Below are 16,130 nucleotides of genomic sequence, written 5' to 3'. Positions count from 1 at the left end.
GCACCCCGGGCGCGTACGTCGTCCAGCTCCGCTGCGACCTCACCGGCGACCTGGACGTCGCAGCGTTCGAAGCCGCCTGGCGCGCGGTCTTCGCGGCCAACGCCGCACTGCGCGCGGTGATCGGCTGGAGCTCCGGCGACCGGCCGACCCAGCAGTTCCGGTCCGATCTGGTGCTGCCCTTCGACGTGCTCGACCACTCCGCGCTGAGCGCGGCGGAGCAGCAGGCGGCGTTCGAGGACCTGCTGGAGGCGGACCGCAGCCGCGGCTTCGACCTCCAGACCGGGCCGCTGATGCGGTTCACCCTGGTCCGCGCCGGATCCGCGGCCTACCGCTGTGTGTGGACGTATCACCACCTGGTGCTGGACGGCTGGGCGCAGCAGCTGGTGCTGCGCGACGTCTTCGACTGCTACCAGCGGCTGCGCGCCGGATCGCCCGCCGAGCCCCGCGTGCGTCCGGCGTTCACCGACTACCTGGCCTGGCTGGCCGAGCAGGCCGAGACCCCGGACGAGTACTGGCGCGATCGCTTCGCCGGGGTGACGTCGGGGACCAGGGTCGCCGGGCCCGGGTGTGCCGACGGCCGGGTCGTGACCGCCGCGCGTCCGGTCGTGGAGGTTCCGCTGGAGCCCGCGGCGGCGGCCCGGCTCACCGCGTTCACGCGGGAGCACGGACTGACCGTCAGCACCCTGGTACACGGCGGCTGGGCGCTGCTGCTCTCAGAACACTGCGACCAGGATGACGTCCTGTTCGGCTCCACGATGTCCGGCCGGCCGCCGGAGCTGCCGGGGGCCACCGAGTGCGTGGGCATGTTCGTCAGCACCCTGCCGCTGCGCGTGCGCTACCAGCCAGACGTCCCGGCCCTGGAGTGGCTGGCGGGCGTCCAGCGCGATCTGGTCGAGTTGCGCGGACACCAGCACGAGGGCCTGAGCCGGGTCGAGCGGGCCGCCGGGCTCGGCTTCGGCGCGGGGCTGTTCGACAACATCCTGGTGGTGGAGAACTTCCCGGCCTGGATCGGCGACGGCGACGTCGTGGCCGGGCTGCGGGTGGACGGCCTGTCCGTGGTCGTCGAGGAGGGCTACCCGCTCGTCCTGGAATACGCCCCCGGCGCGGCGCCGGTGCTGCGCGCCCGCTACGACGACGGCCGGATGAGCGCGGCGCAGGTCGGTTCCGCCGCCGGGGCGCTGCTGTCCTGGCTGGAACTGGTGACGGCCGAGCCGGACACCCGGCTGGGGGAACTTCGCGAGCGGGTGGCCGGGGTGTGGCACGCGCAGCGTGACGAGGGCCGCCGCGAACGGCGCGGTCTGGCTCTGAACCGGCTCGACGGCGCGCGCCGGCGACCGCTGTCCGAGGCTCGGGAAGAGGGCTGATGAGCGACGGTAAGCGGTCCGGAACGCTGAAGGACCTGGCCCGGCTGCTGCTCGGGCACAGCGCGCGGTTCCGGCAGCGCGAACTGCAGGAGATCGCGGCGCGTTCGCTGCGCGCCGCGGACGGCGAGCGGGTGTGGACGGTGTCGCTGCTGAACGCGAGCCTGTGGATCCGCCGCGCGGCCCGCATCGCTTTGCTGCGTGCCCGGCGCACCCGCTCGCAGCGGGCGTTCCGCCGTCTGCCGGCGGGCCGGTACACCGGTCCGCAGCGCACGATGACGCTGCTGTGTCCGACCCGGGGCCGGACCGCCCAGGTGGTCCGGATGCTCAGCAGCATCCAGGACACCGCGGCCGTGCCGGGCCGGGTCGAGGTGCTGTTCTACGTCGACTCCGACGATGCGAGCCTTGAGGAGTACCGCACACTGTTCGCCGGGATCGGCAAGCGCTTCGGGGCGCTGGGCCGCTGCGAGATGCTGGTCGGCGAGCCGATCGGGGTGCCGGCGGCGTGGAACGAGCTGGCCGCGGCGGCCCGCGGCGACCTGCTGATGATGGCCAACGACGACCAGCTCTACGTCGACTTCGGCTGGGACGTCGTGCTCGACGCGCGGGTCGCCGAGCTGACCGCCGAGCGCCCGGACGAGGTGCTGTGCCTGTTCTTCGACGGCGGCCAGTACCCCGAGGGGGCCCACGACTTCCCGATCCTGACCCGCGTCTGGTACGAGACGGTCGGCTACTTCACCCCGACGATGTTCTCCCAGTGGGAGGTGGAGACCTGGGTCTTCGACATCGCCGAGCGGCTGGACCGGCTGTACTCGGTGCCCGGGGTCCTGGTGGAGCATCTGCACTACCAGGACTACAAGGCGCCGTTCGACGAGACCTACCAGCGACACCGGATGACGACGCAGAAGGCTTATGCCGACCATGCGCTGTTCCTGCGCACGACCGGGCAGCGGGTGGCCGACGCCGCGAAGCTTCAGGCGGTGATCGACGCTGCGGGCGGTGCTGGGAGCTCCGCGAGTTCTGCGAGTTCTGCGAGTTCCGCGGGCTTGCCGGCCGTCGCGGACACTTCGGGCTCTGCGACGCTCGACGCCGAAGAGTTCTGGTTCACGGCCTACCTCGCCGAGCAGCTCGACCGGGTCGGCACCGAACTCGGGGGCCTGACCTCCGGGGGCCTGACCTCCGAGGATGGCTCGGTGCTGCTGGTCGACGACGGCCAGTGGACGCCGTGGGCCCTGGCGTCGGCCCAGGTGACGATGGATGTTCTGGCGGCGATTCCCGAAGCGACACTTCCGGCTGGTAGTACCGTGCGCATGAGTGTTCTGACACCGGGGGAGAGCAGGGATCTGCCATCGGTCGCCGCCCCGGACGCACTCACTGTCTGCTGGGGTGTCCGGGTTCCTGACGGTGCGCGCCTGGGGGTCGGATCCGGTCTTGAGGCGCTGCCCGCCGGCCGGTGTGTGGTCTTCGAGGGCGGACAGACGTTGCTCGCGGTCAATGACGGCGCTGGCGGCGCTGACGGTGCCGAGCCGTTCGTGATCGTGCACTTCGCGGTCGAGCGTCCCGCGACGCTCGTTCCGAGTACGGGTGCGCGGCCGGGAACGGTGGTCGGCGGCGATGTCTGAGCCGCGGTCGCCGGACCAGGTCGCCGGTGTCGGTGTCGGTGTCGGTGTCGGTGTTGGCGTCGGCGTCGACGATCCCGAGCTGGCCGCTCGGATCGCGGCGCTGTCCCCGGCGCAGCGCGAGCGCTTCGAGAAGCTGCTGCGGGACCGGCTCGACCGGCCTGATCCGGCGGCTGTGGGCCGAGCCGCGGGGGCGGGGCCGTGGCCGGCCTCGTTCGGTCAGGAGCGGATGTGGGTCGGCAGCAGTGACGACACGGTCGCCACCGCCACCGACAACTACGCGACCGGCCTGCGGTTGACCGGACCGCTCAACCTTCCGGCGCTGCACGCTGCCGTTCTGCGCGTGGTGCAGCGGCACGAAGCGTTGCGGACGACGTTCGCGCTGCGCTCCGGGGCGCTGGTGCAGTGTGTCGAGCCCGGCGCGCGCGTGCCGTGGCGGACCGTCGATCTGACCGGGCTCGGGCTCGGGTCGGGGGAGGAGCCGCCGGCCGAGGTCGGCGCGCTCATCGGGCGCGAGGTGCGCCGGCCCTTCGATCTGGAGCGGGGGCCGCTAATGCGGGTCACCGTGCTGCGGTTCGCGGCCGAGGACCATTGCCTGCTGCTGACGATTCACCACGCGGTCACTGACGGCTGGTCGAACGGCGTGCTGGTCGGTGAGCTGGCTGCGGGCTACGCGGACGCCGTCGCCGGGCGGCCTTGGTCTCACGCGCCGTTGCCGGTGCAGTATCGCGATTTCGCGGTGTGGCAGCGTGAGCGGGTCAGCGGATCCGAGGCGGCGGCGCTGGAGGAGTTCTGGGCCGAGCAGATCCGTGATCTGCCAGTGCCGGCGCTGCCTTCTGATGCCGTACACGCCGCGCAGCGCGGCGACCGGATCGGTGCCAACCACACGGCCGTGCTCGACGCCGAGCTGGCCGCCCGCCTCGACGGGCTGCGCCGGGCCGAGGGCGGCTCGCACTTCATGCTGGTGCTGGCTGCGTTGGTCGCGGTTTTGCGCGAGGTGACCGGCCAGGACGATGTCGTGGTCGGGACGTTGACCTCCGGGCGGACCCGTCCCGAGCTGGAGCCGTTGGTCGGGTACTTCGTCAATGTTCTGATGCTGCGGTTCCGGGTGGCCGGGAGCCCGACGTTCCGCCGGTTGTGGGAGGCGGTCCGCGAGCAGGCCACGCAGGCCTATGCCCATCAGGAGATGTCGTTCGAGAAGGTCATGGAGATGCTGCGGGCCCAGGAGGGCATCGGCCTGCGTGCTCCGATCAGGGTGCTGTGTCTGCCGCACGCGCCGGCGCCGGTGCCCGCGCTGGCCGGGCTGGGGACGTCGGCGCTCGATGTCGATCTGGGCAACGCGCCCTTCGACGTGGTGATCGAGGCGCGGCAGACCGACGACGGGCTTCGGATTTCCTTACAGTACGACGGGGCATTGTTCACCGATTCCACTGTTCGGCGTCTGGCCGAGCTGTTGGAGCAGGTGCTGCGGGGCGCTGTGGAGGACCTCGACGTTCCGGTTCCGGAGCTGCTCGCGGCTGGTGCTGCGGATGTGCTTCCGGCGGCGGGGTTCGATCAGCCTTCGATCGCGGCTGCGTTCGAAGCTGCTGTCGCGGCGCGTCCGGATGCCGTCGCTGTCGTCGAGGGTGGGCAGCGGCTCACCTATCGTGCGTTGAACGCGCGTGCCAACCAGCTGGCCGGATTCCTGCGGGGGATCGGTGCCGGGTGTGAGGACCGGGTCGGTATTCTGCTGGCCCGGTCGGCCGATGCGGTGACGGCTGTGCTGGCGGTGCTCAAGGCGGGCGCGGCGTTCGTCATGTTCGATCCGGCCGATCCGGCGGGCCGGATCGCGGACCTGGCTGCCGACGCCGGACTTAGGGCTCTGATAAGCACCAGCGCTTTTGGCGAGACGGTCGCCGAGATGCCGGTCCCGGTCGTGCTGCTCGATCGCGACCGTGCGGAGATCAGCGCGCACAGTGCCCGGAACCTGGGTCTGCCCGCGCACCCCGACCAGCTCGCGTACCTCGTCTACACCTCGGGTTCGACCGGACGCCCGAAGGCGGTCGCGGGTCCGCAGCGTGGTCTGCTGAATCGGTTGCGCTGGACGCAGGCTGTGCATCCGGTCGCGCCGTCGGATATCTGTGCCCTGCGAACCTCGCCGGCTTTCGTCGACGCGGTCTGGGAGATGCTCGGTCCGATGCTTGCCGGAGCGAGTCTGGCCGTCGTGCCCGCAGCGGTTGCCGCCGACGCTGAGGCGTTGCTGGATCTGTTGGCGGCCGAGCGGGTGACCCGCATGGTCGTTGTTCCGGGGCTGCTGCAGATGCTTCTGGCCGCCTCGCCCTCGCTTGGCGCGCTGCTTCCCGCACTGGCCGTGCTGACGACCAGCGGCGAGGAACTGCGTGCGGAGCTGGCTGCGCGGTTCTTGGCGGCGGCTCCGGGACGGCTTCTCCTTAATCTTTATGGCTCCTCGGAAGTGGCTGCCGATGCTACGGCTGTAGTGGTTTCTGATCCTGTGCCGGCCGCTGTGCCGATCGGGCGGGCCATCGATGGCGCGACGGCGTGGATCGGGCAGGACGGTGTTCGCCCGCGCCCGGCGTTGGCCGTCGGGGAGATCTATGTCGGCGGCGAGGGCGTGGCCCGCGGCTATCACGGCCGGCCGGAGCTGACGGCGCGGGCGTTCCGGCCAGATCCGCTCGGCGTGCCCGGCGGTCGGCTGTTCCGCACCGGCGATGTGGGCCGTCTGCTCGCCGACGGTCAGATCGGCTACCTCGGACGGCGCGACGGGCAGGTGCAGATCCGCGGCCATCGGGTTGAGCCGGGCGAGGTGGAGGCGGTGCTGCTTCGCCATGCGGGGGTGCGGGCCGCGGCCGTCGTCGCACGGCCTGACACCACTGGCGCTGCGACGCTTGTCGGCTACTACGTGCCCGATGCTGATGCCGCTTCGCCAGAGATGTTGCGTACGTACTTGCGGTCTGTGTTGCCCGGTCATCTGGTGCCGTCGGCCTTCGTGGAGCTGTCCGAGCTGCCGACGACGGCGGGCGGCAAGATCGACCGGACTGCGCTGCCGGCGCCGACGGGAAGCGTCCTGCCCGATGTTGTCGCCGGGCCGGTATCGGCGGCTGACGGTCCGCTCGACGTGGTGAGCGCCGCGTTCGCCGAGATGCTGGGGCTGGAGCGGGTCGCCCCCGACGACGACTTCTTCCTCATCGGCGGTCACTCGGTGCTGGCCACCGCGCTGGTGCGGCAGCTCGGCGAGCGGCTCGGCGTCAAGATCGGCCTGGCGGACCTGTTCGCGGAACCCACCGCCGCCGGACTGGCCGTGCGTGCGGCGAAGCTGCCGCGCCGGGACGAGGGCGAGGGCGCCGAGCCGGTTGCACTCCCCGCGGATCCCGAGGGGCGGTACGAGCCGTTCCCGATGACGGATGTGCAGGCGGCGTACTACGTCGGACGCGGATCGGATCTGCGACTCGGCGGTGTGTCGACGCACGCGTATTTGGAGGTGGAGGTCGAGGACCTGGACCCGGCCGGCTTCCAGTCGGCGCTGCGTGCCGTGGTGGCCAGGCACCCGATGCTGCGCGCGGTGGTCCGGCCCGACGGGACGCAGCAGGTGCTCGAGCACGTGCCCGACTACGAGGTCCGCACCGCCGACCTGAGCGCCCTGGATCCGGCCGACCGCGAAGCCGCCCTCGCCGAGGTCCGCCGCACGATGTCGCACCAGGTACTGGACTCGCACGCCTGGCCGATGTTCGACGTGCGCGCATCCCTGCTCGGCCGGCAACGCGCGGTACTGCACGTCAGCATCGACTCCCTGATCTGCGACGCCTACAGCTTCGGCCTGGTCATGGACGAGCTGACCCTGCGCTACCGCGAACCCGACACGCAGCTCCCGGACATCGAGGCAACCTTCCGCGACTACGTCCGCCACCGAACCGCGATCACCGGCACACCCCGCCATGCGGCGGCACTGGAGTACTGGCGCGAGCGCCTCGCCGACCTGCCCACTGGACCGGAGCTGCCCGCCGGGCGGACTGGCGAGTTGCCTGCTGGCCGTGCCGCCGATCTGCCTGCCGGCAGGACTGCCGATCTGCCTGCCGCCCACCGTTTCCACCGTCGCCTCGGTCGTCTCCCGGCGCCGGCGTGGACCGTGTTCAAGGAGCGTGCCGCCGCTGCTGGCCTGACTCCGTCGGCTGTGCTGCTCGCCGCGTTCGCCGAGGTGCTCACTCGGTGGAGTCGGCGTCCTCATTACTCGATCATGCTGACCGTGTTCGACCGGGAGCCGGTGCATCCGGAGGTCGGGGCGATTGTCGGTGACTTCACTTCGCTGAGCCTGCTGGAGGTCGACCATCGGCAGGCCGGCGCGTTCGCCGAGCGGGCTGGGCAGCTTCAGCGGCGGTTGTGGTCCGATCTGGATCACGCTTCGGTCAGTGGTGTCGCCGTGAATCGGGAGTGGGCGCTCTCTCGCGGGCTGGAGCCGCAGGCGTTGACGCCCATCGTGTTCACCTCGAACCTGCCGATGGCCGGGGCGGCGGCCGGGCCGGGGCGGCCTGCGGCGCTCGGCGAGCTCGGCTATGCCATCACTCAGACGCCGCAGGTCCATCTTGACCACCAGGTCAGTGAGCAGGATGGCGAGCTGCTCTTCAACTGGGACACCGTGGACGACCTGTTCGCCCCCGGGGTGCTCGATGCCATGTTCGAGGCCTACCAGGGGCTGCTCGACGCGCTCGCCGAGTCGCCCGGGGTCTGGGAGCGGCCGGTCGGTGCGCTGCTGCCGCGTGAACAGGGCGAGCGTCGGGCGCGCGTCAACGCCACCGACGCGCCGCTGCCGACGCGGTGTCTGCACGAGGCCGTGGCCGAGGCGGCGGCGCGTTACCCGGAGCGGGTCGCCGTGGTCTCCGGCGAGGTCCGGCTGACCTACGCCGAGCTGGTCTCCCGGGCCCGGCGGATCGGCCGCACGCTGCGTTCCCTCGGCGCCAAGCCCAACACTCTGGTCGGCGTGTCGGCCGAGCGCGGGTGGCAGCAGGTGGTCGCGGCGCTCGGTGTGCTGGAGTCCGGCGCGGCGTTCCTGCCGTTGGATCCGCACTTGCCGGCGGACAGGCTGGCGCATCTGGCCGCCCGCGGTGGGGTCCAGATGGTGCTCACCACCGCCGATCTGCTCGATCGGCTGCCGGATCTGGCCGGGGCCAAGCTGCTCGCGGTCGATGGCGAGGGCGACGGCGACGGCACCTTCGACCCCGACGACGCCCCGCTCAACCCGGTGCAAGGCCTCGACGACCTCGCCTACGTGATCTTCACCTCCGGCTCCACCGGCGAGCCCAAGGGCGTGGCCATCGACCACCGCGGCGCGGCCAACACGATCGCGTGCGTCAACGACTACTTCGCCGTCGGCCCCGACGACAAGGTCCTGGCCGTCTCCTCGCTGAGCTTCGATCTGGCGGTGTACGACGTCTTCGGGCTCCTGGCCGCCGGGGGCGCTCTGGTGATCCCGGACCACGCGCGCCGTCGCGACCCCGGCCACTGGGCCGCGCTGGTGCGCCGGGAGCGCATCACGCTGTGGAACTCCGTGCCGGCGCTGGCCGAACTGCTCGCCGACCACGCCGAGGCGCTGGCGCCGGACGCGCTGACGAGCCTGCGTGCGGTACTGCTCAGCGGCGACTGGATCCCGGTGAGCCTGCCCGACCGCATCAGGGCCCTGACCGGAACCCGGGTCACCAGTCTCGGCGGCGCGACGGAGGCCTCGATCTGGTCGGTCTGGTACCCGGTCCGCACGGTCCGGCCCGACTGGCGCAGCATCCCCTACGGCCACCCGATGGCCAACCAGAGTGTGTACGTCCTCGATGATTCGATGCGCCCGCGTCCGGACTGGGTGCCCGGAGAGCTCTACATCGGAGGCGTCGGTGTGGCGCTCGGCTATTGGGGCGATGAGGAGCTGACCGAGCGCAGTTTCGTGCGCGGGCCGGACGGCGAGCGCCTGTACCGCACCGGCGACATCGCCCGCCATCTGCCCGACGGCGAGCTGGAGTTCCTCGGCCGCGAGGACTTCCAGGTCAAGATCAGCGGCTATCGCATCGAGCTGGCGGAGATCGAGACGGCGCTGGAGCGCGATCCGGTGGTCCGGGCCGCGGCCGTCGTCGCCGTCGGGGCCGCTGGCACCGGCAAGCGGTTGGTGGCCCACGTCGTGCCCGCCGACCCGGCGCGGTTCACCCTGGAGGCGGCCAAGGCGAATCTGGCACGCAGCCTGCCGGACTACATGGTCCCGGCCGCGTGGGTGACGCACGAGACGCTGCCGCTCACCTCGAACGGCAAGGTCGATCACAGCGTTCTGCGATCGTGGACGGGGGCCGGGACGGCGTCGGGGCCAATAGCTGGATCCGGATCCGGATCCGCTGAGACGTCGTCGGTGCCATCGACCACCGCAGCTGTGCCGGCCGAACTCCTCGACGAAGTCTGCGAACTGTGGGCCGAGGTCCTCGGCGTGCCGCGCGTCGACCCGGCGGACGGCTTCTTCGCCCTCGGCGGCACCTCCCTGACCGCGATCCGCATGCTCTCGCGGGTCCAGGGACGCTGGGACGCGGCCGTCACGCTGCCGGAGCTGTTCACCGCGAACACCGTCGAGGCGTTCGCCGCGGTGCTGGCGACTGCTCAGCGCGGTGCGCAGGCCCAACCACTGCCGGTCATCCAGCCCGACACCGCCGGCGGCCACGAGCCGTTCCCGCTGACCGGCATCCAGCAGGCGTACTGGCTCGGCCGCCGCGCCGGCAACGCCCTGGGCGGCGTCGCCACGCACAGCTATCTCGAACTCGAGGTGGCCGATCTGGACCTGGCCCGCCTGGAGTCGGCGGTCCGCGCGGTCATCGAGCGGCACGACGCGCTGCGCACCGTCGTCCGCCCCGACGGCCTCCAGCAGGTGCTGGCCGATCCGCCGCCGTTCCGGGTGCCGCTCGCCGATCTGCGCGGACTCTCGCCGCAGGCCGCGGACCAGGCTCGCGAGCAACTCAGGGAACAGATGTCGCACGAAGTCCGCGACCTGGGCAGCTGGCCGCTGTTCGAGATCCGGGCGCAGCGCGTGGACGACGTCCATACCCGCCTGCACCTGAGCTTCGACCTGATGACCGTCGACGCCCGCAGCATGCAGATCGTCACCGGCGAGATGCTCGCCTTCTACGCCGGTGCTGCCGACCTCGGGCCCGCGCCGGGCCTGGGGTTCCGCGACTACGTCCTGGCCGTCGAGCAGATGCGGGCCGGGGACCGGTACACGCGCGACCTCGACTACTGGCGCTCGCGGCTGCCGGACCTGCCGCCGGCCCCGGTGCTGCCGCTGCTCCAGCGGCCCGACGAGGTCACCGGGGCCACCTTCGTCCGGCTGAGCACGGGCCTGGCGGCGGCGGACTGGCAGGCGGTGCGCGAATGGGCCGCCGCAGCCGGGCTGACGCCGTCGGCGGTCGTCGGCGCGGCGTTCTGCGAGGTGCTCGCCGCCTACAGCGAGAGCCCCCGCTTCACGCTGAACGTGACCACCTTCAGCCGGATCCCGGTGCACCCGGACGTCGAGGCCCTCGTAGGGGATTTCACCACCACGACGCTGCTGGCCGTGGACGTCCCGGCCGGCGATCTGGCGGCCGGTGCGCGGCGGTTCCAGGACCGGCTGTGGCAGGACCTCGAACACCGGCTGGTCGGCGGCGTCGACGTGCTGCGCATGCTGCGGCGCGAGCGCGGAGCGCGGGCCGAGGCCCTGATGCCGGTCGTGTTTACCAGTACCCTGTTTTCCGATAGCGTCGCTCCGTCGGCAGCCGCCTGGTCCGCCCGGCCGGTACACACGGTGAGTCAGACCCCTCAGGTCCTGCTCGACCATCAGGCCACGGAGCACGAGGGTCGCCTGATATGCAGTTGGGACTACGTGTCCGCGATCTTTCCGCCCGGTCTCATCGATAGTATGTTCGAGTCCTTCGATCGTGCCCTGATTTCACTGACGGTCCAGGCCCGAACATCCGCCATGCCATCAGGAGAGGCTGACCTGTGAACACCTCCGGTGCCCCCGAGACGCGGCCGACACCGTCCTGGCAGGAACTGACGGACATCGTCAACGACACCTCCTCGCCGCTGCCCGCCGCGGGTCTGGCCCGGCTGTTCGCCGACGCCGACGCGGTGAACGCCCCCGAGGCCGCCGAGCGGACCGCGGCGATCTCGGCCCGGGGCGAGCTGACCCACCGGGAGCTGGCGGCGGCGGTCGCCGACCTGGCCGGCCGGCTCCTGGACGCCGGTGTCACCCCCGGCGGCCGGGTGGTCCTGTGCGCCGATCTGGGCTGGGAGCAGCTGGCCGGACTGCTGGCGGTGTGGCGGGTCGGCGGCGTCGCGGTCCCGATCGCGCCGGGCTCGGCGCAGATCACCCGCTGGGACGCGGCGGCCGCGGTCAAGGCGGCCGCGGTGGTCACCCAGTGGTGGCAGATCGGCCGGATCGCCTGGCCCGACGGCTTGGCCGTGCTGACCGTCGAGACGCCGGAGGAGGCGCCGGAGGACGCGCGGGCCGAGTCCGCGCCGGCCGAGTCCGCCTTCGCCGACGTCGAACCGGACGCCGCCGCCCTGCTGCTGCCCGACGGCCGGGGCGGCCGGACCGCGGTGACCCACCGCGCGCTGGCCGCCGCCGTGCTCGACGTCAACGCCCGGCTGGCCCTGGGCCCGCAAGACAGGGTTCTGATCACCGGCCAGGCCGACACGCCGCTGTCGCTGCACCAGATGCTCGGCTCCGCGCTGGCCGGGGCCACCGCCGTGTTCGGCCAGGACATCGACCAGAACGACCCGGCCGCCTGCGCCGCGCAGCTGCGGGACGACGCTGTGAGCGTCTGGCTGACCACCCCCTCGATGCTCTCCCTGGTCCTGGACCACCTGGCCGAAGCCGCCGAGCCGTTTCCGGCCGCGGTGCGCGCGGTCGTGGCGGCCGGCGAGCGGCTGGGTTCGGACGTGGTGCGCGAGCTGCGCGCAGCCGCCGCCGGCAGTGACGTGGCCGTCGCGTACGCCACCTCCCCGGCGCCCGAACAGCCGTGGGCGGCCTGGCACGAGCCCGACGACGTCGAGGACGGCCGCGCCTCGGTGCCGCTGGGCCGGCCGATGGCGAATCAGAGGGTTCACATCCTGTCCGAGGCCCTCGCGCCGTGCCCGCTGTGGGTGGCCGGCCGGATCCACTTCGGCGGCCTGGCCGCCGTCCCGGCCGCCGACGCCGACGTCCCGGCTCAGGCGGTCGTGACGCCGTCCGGGGAGAGCGTGGTCGCCACCACGTTGTTCGGACGGCTGCTGCCCGAGGGCGTCATCGAGGTCACGGGCGACGAGACGGCCCAGGTGACGGTGCACGGCCGGGCGCTGCGGCTCCAGGACCTGGAGGTCGCCCTGGCGGCCCACGACGAGGTCCGGCAGGCGGCGGCCGTCCCGATCACGACGGCCGACGGCGCCGGCTCTGCGGCCTTCGTCCGCGTCCGGCCCGCGTCCGCGGTGACCGCTGCGGAGCTGTCCGACTACCTGCGGCGCAAGGTCTCCCCGTATCTGCTTCCTGAGACGATCGACATACTCCAGGCGCTGCCGCTGACCCCGGACGGCAGGGTGGACCGGTCGGCGCTCGCCGCCAAGGCGCGCGAGGCGGCCGCCGTCCAGGAGGCCGCCGCCGGCGATCCGGCGGCGGGCACCGCCGACGACGCCGACGACGCCGAGCTGATGCGCCGCGTCACGGAGATCGCGTGCCGGCAGTTCGCGGTGAGCCACATCGAGCCGCACGTGAACATGCTGGACATCGGCGCGACGTCCTACCAGCTGGTCCGGCTGGCCACGGTGCTGGAGGAGGAGCTCGGACTGACCGTCTCCGTCGAGGAGATGCTGCTCTTCCCGTCCATCGCGGTCATCGTGGGCAGTCACCTGAGCGCCGTGGAGCAGGGTGCCGCTCCGGCGAACAAGGCGGGTGGCGAGGACACGGAGCCTGCTGCCTTGGCGGAGCCCGCGCCTGCGGCCGAAATGCTCACCGATCTGTTGGCCAGGCAGGCTTTCAAGGACGGCCACCGCGGTATCCGGCACGACCTCGACGACAGTCCCGCCGTCGCATGGCCGGCGGCCGAGCAGGAGTCGGAGTCGGCGGCGGTCCGGCGCAGTGTGCGCACCTTCGACGACCGTCCCGTCGCCCTGGAGTCTCTTCGAGCCCTGATATCAACGACCCGGATGGGCACGCGCGGCGGCGAGCCGTCGTTCCGGTACCCCTCGGCCGGCGGCGCCTATCCGGTGCAGCTCTACGTCCTGGTCGCGCCGGGCCGCGTCCGGGACCTGCCGGGCGGCAGCTACTACTACCACCCCGAGCGCGACTGCCTGGTCCTGCTCGACCCGCAGGGCACTCTTCCGGCCTCCGCGCACGCCGACATCAACCGGGCCGCGTTCCGCGAGAGTGCCTTCTCCTTGTTCCTCATAGGCCGGATGGACGCGATCGTCCCGCTCTACGGCGAGCTTTCCTGGGACTTCACAGTCTTCGAAGCCGGTGCCCTGACCCAGTTGCTGAGCCAGACGGCCGCGGAGGCGGGCCTGGGGCTGTGCTCGGTGGGGACGGTCGACGTCTCGGCGCTGCCGGAGCTGTTCGGCCTGGTCGAGGGCGACCGGTTCCTGCACACGCTGGTCGGCGGCGTGCCCGCGGACGAGGCGCGATGACGCCCCCCGGCGGCCCGCCCGTCGCCGGTCGGCGGCGTCCCCTGGCGATGACGGTCGACCCCGACGCGGCGGTGGTCGAGGGTGCGCCCTCGGGCGCGAGCCTGCCGCTGCTGGTGCGGCGGGCCGAGGGCAGCGACGTCACGCTGGCGGCGTGGGCCGCCGCGCACGGCGACCGGGTCGGCCAGTGGCTGCCGGCGCACGGCGCGGTGCTCTTCCGCGGCTTCGACGTCGATCTCGACGGGTTCGGCGCGGTCGCGCGCTCGCTGGCCGGCGAGCCGGAGGAGTACGTCGAGCGCTCCTCGCCGCGCACCGCGCTGGGCGACCGGGTCTACACCGCGACCGACCATCCGGCCGATCAGCCGATCGTGCTGCACAACGAGAACTCCTACCAAGCGGCTTTCCCGGCCCGGCTGGCGTTCTGCTGCCTGCAGGCGCCGGTTGAGGGCGGCGCGACTCCGGTGGCGGATGTCCGGCAGGTGCTCGCGCGGATCCCGGATGACATCGTGCGGCGCTTCGAAGAGCTCGGTGTCGCCTATGTTCGGACCTTCGGCGGCGGTCTCGGGCTGCCGTGGCAGGAGGTCTTCCAGACCGACAGTCGGGCCGTGGTCGCAGAGTACTGCGAAGCACGCGGCATCGAGGTCGACTGGCGCTCGGACGGCAGGCTCGCCACGCGGCAGGTTCGCCCGGCGGTGGCCCGGCACCCGGTCACCGGTCGGCGTGCCTGGTTCAACCATGCGGCGTTCTTCAATGTGCACTCGCTGCCCGAGCCGGTCCGGGTGCCGCTGCTGGAACAGGTGGAGGAACAGGACCTGCCGAGTCACACCTTCTTCGGCGACGGCAGTCCGATCCCGTCGGAGGTCGTCGGGACGCTGCTCGAGGCCTACGCGGCCGAGGAGTCGGCGGTGCTGTGGCAGCGCGGCGATGTGCTGCTGGTGGACAACCTCGCGGCCGCGCACGGTCGGCAGCCGTTCGCCGGTCCCCGGCAGGTCGCCGTCAGCATGGCCGGGGCGCTGACCTGGGATCAGGTGGATGCTCGGCGGACGGAGGCCGCATGACCGGCGAGCCGCAGGCCGGCATGACGGCCGAACCGCAGGTCGGCGTGACCCGGGAGGCACAGGTCGGCGTGACCGGGGAGGCACAGGCCGGCGTGACCGGCGAACCGCCGCCCGGCGAGTCCGCTCTCCTTCCCGCCTCGTTCTTGCAGCGCGGGCTGTGGCCACGGCTGCGCGGCGGCGCACCCGGCACCGGCTACACGGTGCGCGCGGTGCGTTTCACCGGAGACGTCGTCGCCGACCGGCTGCGCGAAGCGGTGCGCTCGGTGCAGGCCGAGCTGCCCTCGCTGGGCATGCGGCTGGTCGAGCAGGACGGCCGGCTCGGCCTGCGTCGCTGCGCCATCGCGCCCTGCGCCGACCACGACCTCGGCGCCCTGGAGCCGGCGGCCCGGGACGCTGCGTGCGTCGCCCTGCTGCGCGCCGATCGTGACCGGGGCAGCCGGGCCGATGAGCCCGGCACCCGGTTCAGCCTGATCCGGCTGGCCGACGACGAGTGGGTGCTCGGGCTGGTCGCGCACGAGCTGATCCTGGATGACAGGTCCCTGTATCTCGTGCTCGGCGCCGTGCTTCAGGCCTACCAGGACCGGTTCCGCGGTACCGGGTACAAGGACGCCGCCGACATGCTCGACTACCACCCGCTCACCGACACCGCGATCGCCGCCCGCCGTACCTGGTGGACCAAGTGGCTCGCCGAGTGCCCGGACGCGCCCGCGAATGCCCCGGCGCGCCGAGACGTGAGCACGGTGCGGCTGGAGATCGCCGGACCGCAGTGGCGCACCCTGGCCTCCTCCGGGGGCGCCCTGCGCGACAACGGGTCGCTCGGGGTGGCCGCCCTGGTCGCGTGGTGGCTGCGCGGGGTGCGGGGCCCGGCCGCCCCGGCCCTGGCCACCGTGCTGGATCTGCGGGACTACTTCGATCTGGGCCGGGTCGTGGGTCCGCTCACCGATCGCACGGTCTTCCGCGTCGAGCCCCCGGCCGAGGCGGCGCCGTCCTACCGCGCCGTCTACCGCCGGGCCCAGGCCGGGATCCTGAAGGCGGCGACGCACTACCTGCCCTACGGCGATCTGGTCGAGCTCGGCGTGGCCTCGGGCCGGATCAGCCGGCCGCGCACCGCCGCGCTGTGGGACGTCGACGTCCACCTGTGCGCCGATCCGCCCAGCAGCGGCCGCAGCCGCGGCACCGAGAACGGCATCGAGGCGGAGCTGTTCTGCGAGGCCGAGTTGCTCGGCACCGGTACCAGCACCGGCACCAGCGCAGGCCCGGACCAGGACTGGGACGGCACCAACGTCGACGTCCGGCTCGGCGAGCGGCACGGCGGCGTGACCCTGGTGGCCGACGTCAATCAGGGCCCGGCCGCCGACCGGCTGATGGACGGCCTGGCCGCCCTGATCGCCGCCGCCGCGGCCGATCCCGAAGCACCCCTGCCCCGACCCGAAGCAACGAAATGAGGA

6 protein-coding genes (1 of these 6 only partly in view) are annotated in these 16,130 nt (G+C 72.5%); all 6 read left to right on the top strand.

The window, feature by feature from the left end; all coding sequences use genetic code 11:
* Tightly spaced (each overlapping or abutting the next), the 6 genes in view from ABIA35_RS06375 to ABIA35_RS06350 form a layout consistent with a single transcriptional unit that may run on beyond the window.
* Positions 1 to 1,364, top strand: the 3' portion of a protein-coding gene (locus tag ABIA35_RS06375) for a condensation domain-containing protein (protein WP_370357246.1). 496 nt of this gene lie to the left of the window's left edge; the window shows 1,364 of its 1,860 coding nt (coding positions 497–1,860); the start codon falls outside the window, past its left edge; its stop codon occupies positions 1,362 to 1,364.
* Positions 1,364 to 2,983 carry a hypothetical protein gene (locus tag ABIA35_RS06370; RefSeq protein ID WP_370357245.1) on the top strand — a complete coding sequence of 540 codons (1,620 nt, stop codon included), beginning with the start codon at positions 1,364 to 1,366 and terminating at the stop codon, positions 2,981 to 2,983. Before ABIA35_RS06375 ends, ABIA35_RS06370 begins: the two co-directional genes overlap by 1 nt.
* The gene (locus tag ABIA35_RS06365) at positions 2,976 to 10,973 is read left to right on the top strand and encodes an amino acid adenylation domain-containing protein (RefSeq protein ID WP_370357244.1); all 7,998 of its coding nucleotides are present in this window, start codon (positions 2,976 to 2,978) and stop codon (positions 10,971 to 10,973) included. The genes ABIA35_RS06370 and ABIA35_RS06365 overlap by 8 nt, the downstream gene beginning before the upstream one ends.
* Positions 10,970 to 13,627: an AMP-binding protein gene (locus tag ABIA35_RS06360; protein ID WP_370357243.1), complete on the top strand. Its 2,658-nt coding sequence runs from the start codon at positions 10,970 to 10,972 to the stop codon at positions 13,625 to 13,627. Before ABIA35_RS06365 ends, ABIA35_RS06360 begins: the two co-directional genes overlap by 4 nt.
* The gene (locus tag ABIA35_RS06355) at positions 13,624 to 14,682 is read left to right on the top strand and encodes a TauD/TfdA family dioxygenase (RefSeq protein WP_370357242.1); all 1,059 of its coding nucleotides are present in this window, start codon (positions 13,624 to 13,626) and stop codon (positions 14,680 to 14,682) included. The genes ABIA35_RS06360 and ABIA35_RS06355 overlap by 4 nt, the downstream gene beginning before the upstream one ends.
* Entirely contained in the window at positions 14,679 to 16,127 is a 1,449-nt protein-coding gene (locus ABIA35_RS06350) for a condensation domain-containing protein (protein ID WP_370357241.1), read from the top strand. Before ABIA35_RS06355 ends, ABIA35_RS06350 begins: the two co-directional genes overlap by 4 nt.
* The last annotated feature ends 3 nt before the right edge of the window (positions 16,128 to 16,130 follow it).

The organism is Catenulispora sp. MAP12-49, assembly GCF_041262705.1.
In the GTDB taxonomy this organism is placed as follows: domain Bacteria; phylum Actinomycetota; class Actinomycetes; order Streptomycetales; family Catenulisporaceae; genus Catenulispora.
The sequence above is the reverse complement of the archived record's forward strand: the minus strand, read 5'-3'. Positions and strand labels throughout refer to the sequence as shown.

Bases quoted from the DNA above. Each gene is read 5' to 3' on its own strand.
- ABIA35_RS06350 (WP_370357241.1), top strand. From the start codon at position 14,679: ATGACCGGCGAGCCGCAGGCCGGCATGACGGCCGAACCGCAGGTCGGC.
- ABIA35_RS06365 (WP_370357244.1), top strand. From the start codon at position 2,976: ATGTCTGAGCCGCGGTCGCCGGACCAGGTCGCCGGTGTCGGTGTCGGT.
- ABIA35_RS06370 (WP_370357245.1), top strand. From the start codon at position 1,364: ATGAGCGACGGTAAGCGGTCCGGAACGCTGAAGGACCTGGCCCGGCTG.
- ABIA35_RS06355 (WP_370357242.1), top strand. From the start codon at position 13,624: ATGACGCCCCCCGGCGGCCCGCCCGTCGCCGGTCGGCGGCGTCCCCTG.